This window comes from Streptomyces sp. NPDC048254, assembly GCF_043201895.1.
Lineage (GTDB): Bacteria > Actinomycetota > Actinomycetes > Streptomycetales > Streptomycetaceae > Streptomyces.
Genome location: NZ_JBICZJ010000030.1, coordinates 1 through 14,663 on the forward strand (window position 1 = coordinate 1; position 14,663 = coordinate 14,663).

The 14,663-nt window shown below is 66.7% G+C and carries 14 protein-coding genes and 1 pseudogene; 8 read left to right on the top strand and 7 right to left on the bottom strand.

What is annotated here, in order from left to right:
- Nucleotides 1-195: transposase (locus ACGFZQ_RS48070; protein WP_393845848.1), on the bottom strand; the 195-nt coding region annotated here is incomplete at its 3' end.
- 219 nt (nt 196-414) lie between these two features.
- Between ACGFZQ_RS48070 and ACGFZQ_RS48075 the strand changes: the two genes are divergently transcribed.
- Entirely contained in the window at nt 415-756 is a 342-nt protein-coding gene (locus ACGFZQ_RS48075; RefSeq protein WP_393845849.1) for a hypothetical protein, read from the top strand.
- A gap of 1,118 nt (nt 757-1,874) precedes the next feature.
- Here the strand turns inward: ACGFZQ_RS48075 and ACGFZQ_RS48080 are convergent.
- A complete protein-coding gene (locus tag ACGFZQ_RS48080; protein WP_393845850.1) occupies nt 1,875-2,156 on the bottom strand; it encodes a hypothetical protein in 282 nt (93 codons plus the stop codon).
- Nucleotides 2,157-2,209: 53 nt separating this feature from the next.
- Between ACGFZQ_RS48080 and ACGFZQ_RS48085 the strand changes: the two genes are divergently transcribed.
- The gene (locus ACGFZQ_RS48085; protein ID WP_393845851.1) at nt 2,210-2,554 is read left to right on the top strand and encodes a hypothetical protein; all 345 of its coding nucleotides are present in this window, start codon (nt 2,210-2,212) and stop codon (nt 2,552-2,554) included.
- Between the two features lie 151 nt (nt 2,555-2,705).
- On the opposite strand, the gene ACGFZQ_RS48090 is transcribed toward ACGFZQ_RS48085, so the two are convergent.
- Both ACGFZQ_RS48090 and ACGFZQ_RS48095 read right to left on the bottom strand, forming a co-directional pair.
- Complete coding sequence (locus tag ACGFZQ_RS48090) at nt 2,706-4,181, bottom strand: sensor histidine kinase (protein WP_393845852.1); 1,476 nt, start codon at nt 4,179-4,181, stop codon at nt 2,706-2,708.
- Nucleotides 4,168-4,848, bottom strand: a complete 681-nt coding sequence (locus ACGFZQ_RS48095; protein WP_393845853.1) for a response regulator transcription factor — start codon at nt 4,846-4,848, stop codon at nt 4,168-4,170. The genes ACGFZQ_RS48090 and ACGFZQ_RS48095 overlap by 14 nt, the downstream gene beginning before the upstream one ends.
- Before the next feature lie 128 nt (nt 4,849-4,976).
- Here ACGFZQ_RS48095 and ACGFZQ_RS48100 point away from each other — a divergent pair, with 128 nt between their 5' ends.
- On the top strand, nt 4,977-6,500 hold the full coding sequence (locus tag ACGFZQ_RS48100; protein WP_393845854.1) for a hypothetical protein: 1,524 nt from the start codon (nt 4,977-4,979) through the stop codon (nt 6,498-6,500).
- A 682-nt stretch (nt 6,501-7,182) separates the two neighbouring features.
- On the opposite strand, the gene ACGFZQ_RS48105 is transcribed toward ACGFZQ_RS48100, so the two are convergent.
- On the bottom strand, nt 7,183-7,968 hold the full coding sequence (locus ACGFZQ_RS48105; protein WP_393845855.1) for an SDR family oxidoreductase: 786 nt from the start codon (nt 7,966-7,968) through the stop codon (nt 7,183-7,185).
- Nucleotides 7,969-8,422: 454 nt separating this feature from the next.
- Between ACGFZQ_RS48105 and ACGFZQ_RS48110 the strand changes: the two genes are divergently transcribed.
- The 4 genes from ACGFZQ_RS48110 (at nt 8,423) to ACGFZQ_RS48125 (ending at nt 12,508) form a co-directional block, all read left to right on the top strand.
- Nucleotides 8,423-9,112: a HEAT repeat domain-containing protein gene (locus ACGFZQ_RS48110; protein WP_393845856.1), complete on the top strand. Its 690-nt coding sequence runs from the start codon at nt 8,423-8,425 to the stop codon at nt 9,110-9,112.
- Complete coding sequence (locus tag ACGFZQ_RS48115) at nt 9,099-10,097, top strand: MerR family transcriptional regulator (RefSeq protein ID WP_393845857.1); 999 nt, start codon at nt 9,099-9,101, stop codon at nt 10,095-10,097. The genes ACGFZQ_RS48110 and ACGFZQ_RS48115 overlap by 14 nt, the downstream gene beginning before the upstream one ends.
- A gap of 568 nt (nt 10,098-10,665) precedes the next feature.
- Nucleotides 10,666-11,526: an aldo/keto reductase gene (locus tag ACGFZQ_RS48120; RefSeq protein ID WP_393845858.1), complete on the top strand. Its 861-nt coding sequence runs from the start codon at nt 10,666-10,668 to the stop codon at nt 11,524-11,526.
- A gap of 49 nt (nt 11,527-11,575) precedes the next feature.
- Nucleotides 11,576-12,508 (top strand): aldo/keto reductase family oxidoreductase, encoded by a 933-nt coding sequence (locus ACGFZQ_RS48125; RefSeq protein WP_393845859.1) that lies wholly within the window; start codon nt 11,576-11,578, stop codon nt 12,506-12,508.
- Between the two features lie 304 nt (nt 12,509-12,812).
- Here the strand turns inward: ACGFZQ_RS48125 and ACGFZQ_RS48130 are convergent.
- A pseudogene (locus tag ACGFZQ_RS48130) lies at nt 12,813-12,962 on the bottom strand (sigma factor); the annotation flags it as partial.
- 175 nt (nt 12,963-13,137) lie between these two features.
- Entirely contained in the window at nt 13,138-13,905 is a 768-nt protein-coding gene (locus ACGFZQ_RS48135) for an SDR family NAD(P)-dependent oxidoreductase (RefSeq protein WP_393845860.1), read from the bottom strand.
- A gap of 334 nt (nt 13,906-14,239) precedes the next feature.
- Between ACGFZQ_RS48135 and ACGFZQ_RS48140 the strand changes: the two genes are divergently transcribed.
- Complete coding sequence (locus ACGFZQ_RS48140) at nt 14,240-14,659, top strand: hypothetical protein (protein WP_393845861.1); 420 nt, start codon at nt 14,240-14,242, stop codon at nt 14,657-14,659.
- Nucleotides 14,660-14,663: the final 4 nt, after the last annotated feature.

Genomic DNA, 14,663 nt, shown 5'->3' on the forward strand with positions numbered 1-14,663 from the left:
GTTGCGGGAGTTGCCGCTGCCCCGGCCGACAGCATCGTGGCGTTCATAGCCGAGGTGATCGGTGATCTCGCCTTCCAGGGCAGATTCCAAGACCCTTTTGGTCAGCTGCTGCAGCAGCCCACCCTGCCCGGTCAGCTGCAGTCCCTCCGACCGGGCCCGTTCCACCAGCATCGCGACCAGTTGCTCGTCAGACACAGGCGCAGGCTACCCGGACGGGACACTCTCGACAGGTTCCACGGTCCCCAACTCCACGGCGGTGTCAGTCACTTGACGTCTCTCCCATGATCTCCGGATCCGCCGTTAGATTTACACTCCCTGGACTTGGACGGCCGGCGCATCAAGGAACGCGTAGTTCGCCAATGCACGAAATACGACTGTGTAACACTGAAGAGAATGTGCGACTCCAGTCGGCACATGAAGTGCTCGCTCCAGTGGAACCTCTCCTTCCGGGGCTGGTGGAGAAACGCGCGAATCACCGCCGGGTGGAAATGGGACCTCTACGACTGGGGAGTCAAACTCGGCGGAGGCAGCTACAATCACTCAGAGTGGGGCGACTACGGATTCCATGCCAACTGGTACGGAAATGACGGCTACGCCCCCGACAAGCGCGGATACTTCCGCTGCTACGGAAGTACATGCTGGTCCGACCCCAGCGACTCGATATTCTTCATGGCAGAGGGTGACGCCTGGTATGGCGGTAGAGAGTACGTTTTCAGTATTGGCCAAAACTTCTCCGGAGGAGGAAGCTACCACTGATCTACTGATCTACTGATCGGCTGAACGGCTGGGCTGGCCAGGGTGCAAAATCCCTGGCCGGCCCAGCGGTTTTCCCAAAAAATGGGCGACCATCCGAGCATTTCTAACGGCACCTCAAGTCCCGATAGGGAGCAAGCGTGGATACAGAGGAATTCCAGCGCACGATGGACGACCTCGGTGGCAAAATATATGTTGCCCTTCAAGAGGGGCGGCCGGTAGCAAGTCTTGCTCTAGAACTCGCATGCTTCCTCTTTGACTGGGGTCGCGCAACTCCAGCGGTCCGTCAGCTGATCGAAACGAGGCCCGCTGATCTTTCAGGACCTCAGTCAGCAGGATTGGCGGTAAAGCTTCTGCAAGACATTAATTTCGATCCCGGCTTCATACTCGCGCCCCATCGGATCGACAACCTTAAGATGGCACTTCAGGGGGTCCAAGCGGACCTATCCGGAGTCCGGTTCTTTGACGGACTGCATCTGAGGTTCGACGAAGAAGAATACGGAGCCAGGGCAAGGGTAGCTTTGCCTGACCAGTCACTTCTCAGCAGTGGAAATGGAGTTCCTGCGGCAGCCGGGGATGATCCAGCCGACTCTTTGCTTGCTGTCGCGGAAGAAGTGCAGGACGAGATTGCTGACCGATTTTGGCTCGTATGGCCGGAGTGTCCCATGCATAAGCTAGGGGTTCATCCGGTCAAAGCAGAGTCATCAGCCTGGTGGCATTGTCGTGCGGATGGAGGGCACTTCGTTGCACGCATCGGGAGCATGCCGCACGCACATACTCCCTAACGAGCTCGTGCACGGCAGGCAGGGAGACGTCGAACTCCTGATCGTCGATCATGGCGGTGTGCTAGGGAACGCGCCTTACAGACGATCGGCTAATCGTGGAAACGGCACCACCAGTACCTCTTCTTCCTCCCTAGCTGGGGAGGAAGGCGAATAGCGAACGCCTTGACCGAGAAGCTGCACCAATGGTGATGCATCGGGATTCACGCGGTGCAACCACCTTTAGCACCCAAGTCGTTCCGGCGGGGCCAGAGAAGTCGTTCAGAGCTAGCCACCCATCCAGCGATAGCACCACACCTGTTGCGATGGATACGCTCAGTACGTCGACGCTGAGCTGTATCAACCTGAGCAAGTCGTCAACGCCACAGGCCGAACTCCCAGAGACTGGGTGTTCTCCAGACCCTGGGTGACGAAGATTGCGGTTTTACCGGCGGCGAGTTCCTTGAAGCGGCCGATCACCAGGTACTCGGCGCGGGGGTCCATCGCTGAGGTGGGCTCGTCCAGCATGAGCATCGCCGCGTCACGGTAGAAGGCGCTCGCGACGGCGCTCTCCACTCCGTGATGCCACAGGTGCAGAGCGCTGCTCACCTCGAAGAGGCCGAAGACGGTGGCGGTGTCCAAGGTGGTGGCCTGCCCGCAGACTTGCCGTCATCCACTCTCCGACGTCCGTGGTCATGCGGGCGAGGGTCCAGTTGCTCAGTGCCAACCGGCGGGTGGTCCGCGGCACCGAGGGGTTGCGGATCTACCGCCTGCTGACGCAGGTCGAGCCGGAAGTGTACGGGTCGAAGCTGGCGTACGTTCTGGTGGAGGCCAGCGCCTCGTCGCTGGTGCGGGAACTGCCCGAGCAACGGCTGGCGCTGTTGGACGAGGCGGTGGCGGTGGCGTCGGCCCTGAGCGCCACGAACCCCTACCGGGCCAACGTGCTGGCCAAGGCACTTGCCGCCAAGGGGACACTCCAGGAGCGCCAGACACGGCCGCACGGAGTCGGCCGACCAGGTCGTCGTGGCGGCAGGCGGTGATCTCCGAGCCGCGCGCGGGTCGGGCGGTGGAAGTTCACAGCAGCCGGGCTCAGCCAGGTGGCGGGTGAAGTGGGTGATCGCTTCTACGGCAGTGGCGGTGGGCGTGGTGATCTGGTCTTCCGATTCCGAAGGGCTGCCACGGTGAAGCGGGTCATTTCTCGGCTGGGGTGGGGGCTCGGGGAAGGCGCAGTTGGAAGCATGCTCCGAGGGTTCGGGGAGTGAGGGTGAGGGTGCCTCGGTGGCGGTGGGCCAGGTCGCGGGCGATGGCGAGGCCCAGGCCGGTGCCGCCTTGGTCGCGGGAACGGGCGTCGTCGAGCCGGACGAAGCGTTCGAAGACGCGCTCGGCGTCCTCGGTGGGCACGCCCGGTCCATCGTCGTGCACTGTGAGGACGATCCAGTCGTCCTGGTTTCGGATGGTGATCTGGATGCGGTGTGCGGCGTGGCGGGCGGCGTTGTCGATGAGGTTGCGCAGCAGCCGTTCGTATTCGTCGGGGTTTCCGTCTGCGTGTGCGGGGGCGGTGCTGTCGCAGGTGAGGGTCAACGGCCGTTCGGTGAGGGGGTATTGCTCGATCAGCCGGGAGGCGAGAGCTGCAAGGTCGACGGTTTCGGGGCCGGTTGTGGGGGTGCGGGTGTCGAGGCGGGCGAGGAGCAGCAGGTCTTCGGCGAGGGACTGGAGGCGGCGGGTCTGTCGTGCGGCGGTGGTGGCCGCGGCGGGCCAGTCGGTGCGGTCCGGGTAGGCGAGCGCGACTTCCAGGCTGGCGAGCAGTGTGGTGAGGGGGCTGCGCAGTTCGTGGGCGGCGTCCGCGACGAAGCGGCTTTGCTGGGCGGCGGCGTCGTCGAGGCGTTGGAGGGTGCTGTTGATGGTGGTGGCCAGGGCGGCGATCTCGTGTCCCGTGGCAGGGACCGTGACGCGTTCGCGGGGGTCGTTCGCGGTGACCGAGGCGGTGAGGACGCGGATGGCTTCGACCGGCCGCAGCGACCTGCGGACGGTGAAGTAGACGGCGGCGGCGATCAGTACGAGGCTGACGAGCCCGGCCCGCAGCAGCAGGAGGTCGGTGGTCCTGGCGATCTCCTCGGCCGTTTTCGGGAGCACCACCACATAGACCCGCAGGTAGGCGTCCGCGGCGACGCCCAGAGCGGCGACTTTGTCCCTGCTGAGTTCATCGACGCCGACATCGGCGAACATGACCGTGAAGGTCCCGCCGGCCAGGCCGAATCTGTCCCTGGAGTGGGAGCCGCGCTCCGGTATGCGGAGGGGAAGGATCGTCAGGACTCCGGACTCCCTGGCCTCCGATGGGGCGGGCAGCACATGGTGGGTGCCGGGATCGAGGGCTTCCATGCCTCCGCCGTAGGCGACAGCGGTGCGCCGGCCGCTCGCGACGACCTCGTACGGCAGCACGATGCTTTTGTGAGCGGGAAGCACACCCCCGTTCAGCTGATCGACGAGTGCCCAGACCTGTTGTTCGGCTTGTCCTTCGGCGATCCGTGTGCCCTGGCGGTAGACGTCGTGGTGCAGCCACCAGCCGATGCCGACCAGGATGACGGCGGCGGCCGAGGCGGCGGCCAGGGCCGTACGGGCTCGTACCGAACGCGGCCACCAGCGGCGTCGCGGCTCAGTCGCGGTCACGGTCGTCCACCAGCCGGTAGCCGGTACCCCGTACGGTCTCCAGGGACCGTCGGCCGAACGCGGAGTCCACCTTCTTGCGCAGTGCGCTCACGCGCGCCTCCACCAGGTTGGGATCCAGGGCCTCGTCGGGCCACGCGTGATAGAGGAGATCCGCTTTGGAGACCGCCTGGCCCGCCCGGCGGGCCAGCAGCTCAAGGACGGCGAACTCCCGAGGGGTGAGTTCCACCCGGGTCCCGGCCCGGCGGCAGACCCGGCCGGCGACATCCAACGAGAGGTCGCCCACGGCGAGGACGGGCGGGGCGACGGTGGCCGCTCGTCTGACCAGGGCCCGCAGCCGTGCGACGAGCACCACGTAGGAGAAGGGTTTGGCCAGGTAGTCGTCGGCCCCCGTGTCCAGGGCCTCCGCCTGGTCCCACTCCCCGCCCTTGGCGGTGAGTACCAGGATGGGGGTCGCGTTGCCCTCCCGGCGCAACTGGGCGCAGACCTTGTAGCCGTTGAGTCCGGGCAGCATCAAGTCCAGTACGAGAAGGGCGTATTCGCCGGTCCGGGCCATCCACAGCCCCTGTCGGCCGTCATGGGCGAGGTCGACGCTGTAGCCCTCGGCGGTCAGACCGGTGTGCAGGGTGTGGGCAAGGTCCACCTCGTCTTCGACCACCAGGATGCGCATGCGGTGCAGCTTCGCACAGCGCCCGCCCGCCTTCCTGATCGGCCGGTCAGGTTGGGTCAGCCTCCGGTCAACGAGGTCCGGGCACGCTGGCGGAGTTGCTTCGCCGCTGCTGAAAGGCCCTGTCGCCGATGTCCATTGATGTACGAGGCCCCGCCGTGGCCAGGACGGTTTCCCCTCACTTACCCGCCCGTCGACTATCGCCGGGCACGGCCAAAGCCGTTGTCGTCATCGCGCCCTTGGCGCTGACCATCGCTCTGGGGCTCTGGGGTATCCGCAGGAAGAACAGTATGTGGGGGGACGAGGCCGTCACCTGTCAGCTCGCGCACCGCGATCTTTCGCAGATATGGCTCACCGCCCAGCATGTCGATCTGGTCCATGCTCTCCATTACGCCGTGATGCACGAGCTCTTCGGTCTCTTCGGCGGAGGGCTGCTGACGTTGCGGCTGCCGTCCGTCCTCGCAATGTCCGCGGCGGCGAGCGGAGTCGGGCTGCTGGGGCTACGTCTGGCGGGACCCCGTGCCGGGCTGCTGGCCGGGCTGGTGTTCGCGCTCCTTCCCCAGGTACAGAAGTACGCTCAGGAAGGCCGCTCGTATGCCATGGTCTGTGCCCTCGTCACCTGGGCCACCTATGCGCTCGTGGTCAGCGTCCCGCGTCGCGCCCGATGGCGGTGGGCGGTCTATGGCTCCACCATGCTGCTGGCCTGTCTGCTGCATGAGTTCGCGGTCCTCGCCCTGGTTGCACACGGTGTCACACTGGTCGTCTCTCGTGTTCCACGACCGGTGCTGAGGGCGTGGGGTGTGGCTGCCGCGGGCGTTGTGGCCGGGCTGTTGCCGCTGGCGATCTGTAGTGCGGGGCAGTCGGGGCAGGTGTCCTGGATCGGCGGACCTGTGCGGCTTCCTGGTGTCCTGGCCATGGCGGTCGTGGGCGTGGCGTGTGCCCTGGTGCCCCTGGGGGTGCGGGGGCCCGTGCGGCTTTCCGTGCTGGCGGTGCCGATTGTTGTGCTTCCGGGCCTTCTGCTGCTGACCGCCTCACTGGTCAAGCCCCTCTTCGTCGACCGGTATGTGCTCTACAGCAGTATCGGAATCGCGTTGCTGCTGGGCGCTTGGACGGATTACTTCCTTCGGCGGCCGCGGTCTTCCCGCATCGCGTGGATCGCGGCGGTTGCCGTACTGGCCGCCCTCGTCCAGCCGAGCATGTCGCTGAGGACTCCCGAGAGCCGGAGCAATGACGTCACCGCCATCGGCGCCACCGTACGCAAGGAAGGCCGTCCCGGCGACGGGCTGCTCTATCTCTCCGCCCGGTACCGGGCCTGGACCGCGGCCAACCCCGAGGACACCCGTTTCCTGACGGATCTGGCCCTGGCTCAAGACCCCGTTTCGTCCAACACACTTGCCGGTGTCGAGGTTCCCGCCCAGGACATTGCGGCACGCATGCTGGAATTCGACCGGATCGTCGCGGTCCGCGACCCGGCGGGTGCGCACTCGCCGACCGACCCGCAGGAGGAAGCGAAAACAAGCACCCTGCGGCGCCACTTCCGCAAGTACGGAACAACCCATGTCAACGGGGCGCGAGTCACCGTTTATATCCGAGACCACGACCCGTCTCCGAAGGCCGGTCCTGGATCCAACAGTCGGGAGCGAGTGGTGGGGTGATGACGTGACCGCGACTGGTGCCGGCCCGGCCGGCACCACCGCTGTCACGCTGTCTCGCCCCGGAAGCCACGGACCTCGACTTGCCGGTCGCGGCTGCCGTGGGAGGCTGCGGCTGTTCTCCGCCGCTGCCCAACTCATCGCGACCGCACGCCAACGGCGCCTGCGATGCGCCCGCCACTGGCCATTGACGGAAGAGATCACCGGCACGATCAGTCGGCTCGGCACCTTTCCGGACCCACGCTGACCGACAGCAGCCCGGGGAGGATCCGGGACGTCGGGGATGTCGGCGATGTCGATTTCCACTGCCGCGTCCGGGGCCGGGTCGGTGACGCCGACCGTGGTGCGGCTTGGCAATGAGCCTTTCAAAGGCCGTCGCGAAGATCACCGATGACGCAGGCGGGCTGCAGGCGTGCTACGACTTCCCGGCCGAGCACTGGGTCCACCTGCGGACCGCCGACCCCATCGAGTCGACCTCTCCACAAGGTCCGCAACGAAAGCCTCCCGCGGGGCCGGCAGTCCGCCCGCCGCCTTGGCGATGGTGTTCAAGCTCCTTGAGTCCGCCCGGGCCCGATGGCGTGCGATCACACCGGTGCTCACCTGGTGCCGCTCGTCCGGGCGGCGGCCCGGTTCGAGAACGGTGTCCTCGTTGAGCGGTCGGAGGCCGCGACGTCGGGCCGGCCGGTCAGCCGGCGAGACCGCCGTTGCTCTTCAGCAGCTGGCCGTTGATCCACTGGCCCTGTGGTGAGCACAGGAAGTCGACAAGGTGAGCGGTGTCCTGCGGGCTGCCCAGACGTCCCAGCGGGGTCTGGCGCAGTACGTGGTCGCGGATGTCGTCGGACATCCAGCCGGTGTCGACCGGGCCAGGGTTGATCACGTTGGCGGTCATCCCGAGGTGAGCGAGTTCGTGCGCGGCGGCCAGGGTGATGCGGTCGAGTGCGCCCTTGCTCGCCCCGTAGGGCAGGTTGCCGACGGTGTGGTCGCTGGTGAGGGCGATCACGCGTCCGGTTCCTGGAGTCCCGTTGAAGCGACGGCCGAACTCACGGATCAGCAGCCAGGTGGCACGCGCATTGACGGCGAAGTGGCGGTCGAAGCTCTCCAGGGTGGTGTCGAGCAGGCCGGAGTCCACCGACTCACAGTGGCACATCACCAACGCGGTGATGTTGCCGAGCCGGCCCTGAGCCTGGTCAAGGACTCGCCCGGGGGCCTCAGGATCGGCGAGGTCCGCCTCGACCGCCACCGTGTCGGCGCCCCGTTCCTCCAGGTCCTTGGCGATGGTGTCCGCGGCGTCGGTCTCGATGCCCCAGGCCATGCGCGCGTCGTACGGCGTCCAGTACGTGAAGGCGACGTTCCAGCCTGCCTCGGCCAGTCGGCGGGCGATCCCCGCACCGATTCCGATGGAGCGGCCGACGCCGGTCACCAACGCGACCGGCCTGGCGGCATCGAACGGCGGCTTCTCATCAGCAGTCATCACAAGGCGCAATGGTTCGGCCCGCTACGCGGCGATGGCAACCCGATTTTCCTTCAGCTCATCCACAACCTTGACGATTGCTCACTGCCAGCTGACCACGCTGACCACGGGTGCGGCGATATCAGTGACGGAGCCTGCACTGGTGTCGACGATGAAATCGTTGGCCCCCTGCCGTAGTCGTCATGGAAGCGCGGGAACGACCACACCGAGTCATGCCGTTGGCCAGGCAGACGGCATGGGCTTGCCCGCGGGCGGCATTTGTGACGTGCACGCATGGCGGCCTGAAGGTCCTTGCGGGCTTGGTGAAACCGTTCCAGTCCTTCGAGGTACTCCGGCGACGACAGGGAGAGTCCGGGGTGCGTGTCGAGCAGAGTGACTCGTCATCGGGCGGCTGACGCCGTTTGACCTTGACACAGTGACAACGTCTTCACTGCTTCCCAAGGACGTGGTCCGGATGACCATGACGAGACGGGACACGGATGCGATACGAGCGCTCCAGGGGCTGGAGGACAGGCGTTCGTCTGTGCGACTGCGGGCAGCTCTGGCGGTCGGGACGGCGCCTGACCCGTGCTTCGTCGACAAGCTCATCGAGCGATGCGCGATCGAGCCCGAGTTCTTCGTCCGAGACATGCTGACCTGGGCGCTCACCCGCCACCCGATGTCCCTGACGCTCCCCGAGCTGCTCCGCGAAGTCCGCTCGGAGCGTGCGCAGGCACGCAGCCAGGCGCTGCACACGCTGTCCAAGATCGGGGACCGGCAGGCATGGCCGGCGATCACACGGGCACTGTTGTCCGACGCCGACGACGAGGTGGCGAGGAGCGCCTGGCGGGCAGCGGTCGTGCTCGTGCCGGGAGGCGAGGAGTCCGCCTTGGCCACGGTGCTGGCAACGCAACTCGGGCGCGGCGAGCAGGAGACCCAGCTGAGTCTGAGCCAGGCGCTGGTCGCGCTGGGTGAAGTGATCGTGCCGGCTCTGCATGCTGCGTCGACGGTCTCTGACCCGCATGTGCGTGCGCACGCGCTCGCAACACAGAGGCTGCTGCGCGACCCGGACACCGGATTCGAGTTGGCGATCGAGGAGGCCAAGCGCGTCGTGGCCCTCACCGGGGCCCCCAAGACGGACGATGAGAACTGTGCTGATCGGTGAGGTGTCGAGACGGTCCGGGGTCAGTGCCCGCATGCTCCGGCACTACGAATCCCTCGGCTTGGTGCGACCTTCGGGTCGTACGGGATCCGGTTATCGGGAGTACTCCGCGGAGGACATTCGGCGGATCTTCCACATCGAGAGCCTGCGGTCGCTGGGCCTGTCGCTGCGTGAGATCGGGCGCGCGCTCGACGATCCCGGTTTCACGCCCTCGGCGCTCGTCGGCGACCTCATCCGTCAGACGCGCGATCGCATCGCGGCCGAGACCGAACTGCTCACGCAGCTCCGCCGGATCCATGCCGCGGACCCCGTCGGCTGGGAGGACGTGCTCCAGATCGTCGCGATCCTCCAAGCACTGGGGTCCAAGAGCGCCGATGCGCGTCAGCGCGCGGTCCTCTCCTCGGGCGACGAGGTGCCGGTGGAGGCCCTGGTCGAGGCGGCACTCAGCGAGACGGAGCCGAACGTCGCAGGGGCTCTGCGATGGGCGCTTGCGCGATCGGACGCCGGCGCCCGGGCGCTGCTGGCGGAGGGCCTAAGCTCACCCGTGGCCGCGGTGCGGGAACGTGCCGTTCAGGCCCTCGTCGAAATGCCTGGCGATGAAGCTACCGCGCAGCTGAGGGATGCACTTGCGAACCCCGACGCCGTGGTCCGCGCGCATGCGGCTTTGGCGCTCGGTACACGTGGTGTGGCCGATGCGGTTCCGGCGCTCATCGACATGATCGTGCAGGGAAGGAACGACACCGACGCAGCCGATGCACTGAGCGTGCTGGCGAGCGACACCGCTATGGCGGATCAGATCGCGACCGGGCTCGTCGGCCGCCTTGCCGACGACACCACCAAGGCACCTGCACGCGGGCGGCTGACCCAGGCACTGGCGGACATTCCGGGGACGACGGCAGCACGTGCCCTCGTGGAACTGTCGCATGACGAGGACCGTGCTGTTGCGCTGACTGCCGCATACCTTCTTCGGCTCCGCGACCCGCGGTGACGGATCCCTCCTCGGCTACCGCGCACGAGGCCGGTTCTGGCCGTGGCTCCGTGAACTGCCCGCTCGACGAGGCAGGGGCAGGGGCAGATGAAGCATCGACCCTAGCCATCACAGATGCGCGGCCAGAACCAACTACGGCACCCAGTCACACAAAAATGCTCGATGACTTGCCGCCGGACCAGGGGAACGGCTGGAACAGCACATCGGCACTCCTGGCCAGGTGGCCGGTACTGGCACGGCATGAGTACGCGGCGACCTGGTTGCAAGCGTGAGAGGACCTCGGTCGTGCGCCGCGAACCTTGGACGCGTACGCGCGGGGGATGGCGGAGTATCTGGGCTGGTGCGAGCAGGCGTGGTCGAAGGGCATACCGAGCGGGTCAAGATGCCGAATCGCCAGAAGCGCGAGCACGTATCGCTCTGCCGCAGATATATTCATCGATTTCATTTCTCAATGTCATGACCAACAACTGTTGGACCTCTGAATCATCGATTCCTAGGCTCGGCCAGGCAGGCCTTCCGCACGAGAAGACCTCCACCACCTGTCTTCCACATCCGGAGGAGACGTCCGATGAAGCAACGCACGATCGGCGGACAGACCGTTTCGGCGATCGGGCTCGGCGGCATGCCGATGTCCATCGAGGGCCGCCCCGACGCCCGCAGGTCGATCGCGACGATCCACGCCGCGCTCGACGCCGGTGTCACGCTCATCGACACGGCGGACGCGTATCACCGCGACGCCGGCGAGGTCGGACACAACGAGGAGCTCATCGCCCAGGCTCTGCGCACGTATGGCCGGGGAGCGGACGACGTGCTCGTCGCGACGAAGGGCGGTCACCTGCGGCCCGGCGACGGCAGCTGGATCGTGAACGGCGATCCGGCCTATCTCAAGCGGGCCGCCAAGGAGTCGGCCAAGCGCCTGGGCGTCGAGGCGATCGGCCTCTACCAGTTCCACCGCCCCGACCCGCACGTCCCGTACGCCGATTCGATCGGTGCGATCCGTGACCTGCTCGACGAGGGCGTGATCGTCATGGCGGGCATCTCGAACGCGACCGTGGAGCAGATCGACGAGGCGAACGGGATCCTGGGCGGTCGCCTGGACTCGGTCCAGAACCAGTTCTCCCCCAGGTTCCGCTCCAGTCTGCGCGAGCTGGAACACTGCGCCGAACTGGGGATCGCGTTCCTGCCCTGGAGTCCACTGGGCGGCATAGCGAACGCGCCCGAGCTGTCGGCGCACCACGCCGCTTTCCGCGAGGTCGCGGACGAGGTAGGCGTCAGCGTCCACCGCGTGACCCTGGCCTGGGAGCTTGCCCTCGCGCCCGTGGTGGTCCCGATTCCCGGGTCCTCTCGCTCCGAAAGCATCCGCGACTCAGCGGCCGCCACCGATGTCGAGCTCACTCCCGAGCACATTTCCCGCCTGTCGGCGGCCTGAGGCGCCCGGTCTCGGCACCGAATACCCACTTATGGACAAGGACCCGATCGTGAAGACGTTCAAACTGCCCGGCACCGACATGGTCGTCCCGAACATCGTGCTCGGCCTGATGCGCATCCAGGACAAGAGCGACGCCGAGGTGCGCGAACTCCTCGCCACCGCCGTGGACGCCGGCATCACGTTCCTCGATCACGCCGACGTGTACGGCAGCGAGCTGCACGGCTGCGAGCGGCGTTTCGCCGAGGCGATGCAGCTGAGCTCCTCGCAGCGTGAAAAGCTGATCATCCAGTCGAAGGCGGGCATCGTCCGCGAAGGCCCTTACTTCGACTTCTCCTACGAACACATCGTGGAGTCAGTGGACGGTTCGCTCGAGGCTCTCGGCACCGACTACCTCGACATCCTCCTGCTGCACCGTCCCGACGCCCTGGTCGAACCCGAAGAAGTCGCGCGTGCCTTCGACGACCTCGCCACGGCGGGCAAGGTACGGGCCTTCGGCGTCTCGAACCACACCCCCCGGCAGATCGATCTGCTGAGCCGCTACGTCAGTCAGCCGCTGGTGGCGAACCAGCTCCAGCTGTCGATCACGCATGCCCCGCTCGTCGCGCAAGGCGTCGCGGCCAACATGCAGGGCCTGGACCAGTCGGTCAGCCGTGACGACGGACTCCTGGACTACTGCCGACTGCACGACATCACCGTGCAGGCCTGGTCACCGTTCCAGGCCGGCTTCTTCGACGGGCCGTTCCTCGGCTCGGAGCGCTACACCGAGCTCAACGCCGTCATCGATCGCCTGGCGGCGAAGTACGGTGTGCCGGCCCTTGCCATCGCGACGGCCTGGATCACCCGCCACCCCGCCCGGATGCAGGTGGTCATCGGCACGACCACACCGCAGCGCGTCGCGGACGCCGCCCTCGGATCGGACGTACCACTGACCCGTGCAGAATGGTACGAACTGTTCCGCGCCGCCGACTACATCGTGCCCTGACCGTCGCATCTCCACGAGGGTCGCGCACGCGCGGGTTCACCGGCACACAGTCGAGTGCGCGGTTCTCGGTGAGCCGGCGCAGGCACACCCGGCGCGACTGGACGACGTCAGCGGTACGAAGTTCAGCGACTGCTACGTGATCGCGGACGCGTCGGTCCAGAGCGGTGACCTGGTCGATCTCGGCGCGTTGCGCGTTCTTCCTCAGAGAACTCGCCGACAGAGTCCTTGACGCGGCGGATCCGGCGGCGGAGGCGTCTGATCCGCCGCGCCGGAGGGTAGGGCCTCGGCTTCGCCCAGTCGTCGGCGTCGACTGTGGCCGGCAGTCGCTCGCGGTCACGCAGCGCAGCCATGTCTCCTGGACCGCGTCCTCCGCCTCGCTCACACTGCCCAGGATCCGGTAGGCGACCGAGAACAACAGGGGCCGCAGCTCCTGGAACTCCTCTGTCTTCGTCATGCCGGATCCTCCTTGTTCGTATGCGCCTTGACCGGCCCTGGTGTACGGACTTGTTCCGGCTCCACTCGCACGTTCGACGGTGGAGCCCGCACTCTCTGCAGCTGCGTTCTTTCGCCGGAACAGGGCCGAACAAGGGGCCCCCGGACCGATACAGCGCAGCTGGCCGGGGCCACCATCACCAGGGCACCGGACCCTCCTCGCTGAAGAACCCTCCGGCCGGTCCGTCCGTGCCGAGCATGGCCAGCCGCACCACGGCTGTGGCACCCTGCGCGACCGTGAGGAACCCGGTGTGGTTGTTGCTGTCCGTGTCGACGAAGCCGGGGGCGACCGCGTTGACCAGGATGCCGTCCCTCCGTAGCTCATTGGCGTACTGCACGGTCAAGGCTGTCAGCGCGGTCTTGGACGGCGCATACGCGGCGGACGGCAGCAGTGCCGTGAAGGGGCCGTCCGGATCGCTGGTGAGAGTCAGCGACGCGGCGTGACTGCTGACGTTGACGACGCGCGGCGCTGGTGACCGCCGTAACAGCGGCAGCATGGCATTGGTCACTTGGATCACCCCGAAGACGTTGGTCTCGAACACTGCCCGAACCATGTGCAGGTCGACGGAGCTGGGGACCTGATCGTGGGCGTCTTCGGGCGACACCTGTCCGGAGCCGGTGATTCCGGCGTTGTTGATCAGTACGTCGAGATGACCCAAGCGCTCCTCAAGCTGCTTCGCGGCCTCCTGGACGGTGGCCCGGTCAGTGACGTCCAAGGTGACCGCGCGCGCATTGCCGCCGGCCGCGCGCACCGCCGCAGCGGCCTCCTCGCCGCGCAGCGGGTCTCTGGCCCCGATCACGACCACCATGCCCAGCGCGGCGAGTTGCTCAGCAACGCCACGGCCGATCCCCTTGTTCGCCCCGGTGATCAGCGCGACCTCCCGGTGCGTGCTCTCCTCACTCATCATCTGCTCCCTGTTGTCGAGGCGGACTCTTCTCAGAACCTGTCTTCACAGCCTGAGACGAGACAGCCAGGCCATCTCTGACATGCGGACACGGGGAGCTCTTCACCCAGGAGCGCTCCGGCCGGTCAAGAGCAGGAGGCAGCCGGCGGCGCTGACGGCGGTCGGCTCTTTCCGCGCTCGCCTGCGGGGCAAGTCCGGTGAGTGGGGCCACCGGCGTGGGACGTAGGGCCGGCACTTCAGCAGAACACAGCGCGGTCACGTCACCGCATCGACTGGCTACGACCACCCCCATGGGCGGTCGGCGCCGTCACCTGCACATATACGATCCCCAGCCATGAAGCGTTCCATGATCGCGCTGGTCAGTGCAGGAGTATTCACGCTCACCGTAGGCGGGTACGCCGTCGGAGCGACGGAGCATGACAGCGCGTCCGAGCAGTCAGCCGCGTGCCGACAGACCCGCGACGACTTCGTGAAACAAGCCGGTCAGCTCCGGAAGCAAAAAGAGCGCGAAGCCAAGGATGAGGACTACCTCAACTCCATCAACGCGTACGCGGAGTCGGCGCAAGTGCAGATCCTCAGCTTGATCGTCGAGCAGAATCCGACCTGTTTCGGTGGCGCGACCCGTGCGGCGGCGACGTTTCTGCAGAAACCCCGGTCCAAGGACGAGGCGGGTGCTGAGGCGGAGGAGGACGCCGCCGCCTGTGCACTCCTCGGTATCCCGGCCGAGGACTGCTCGGTCACAGCGGACGAGTGAAGTG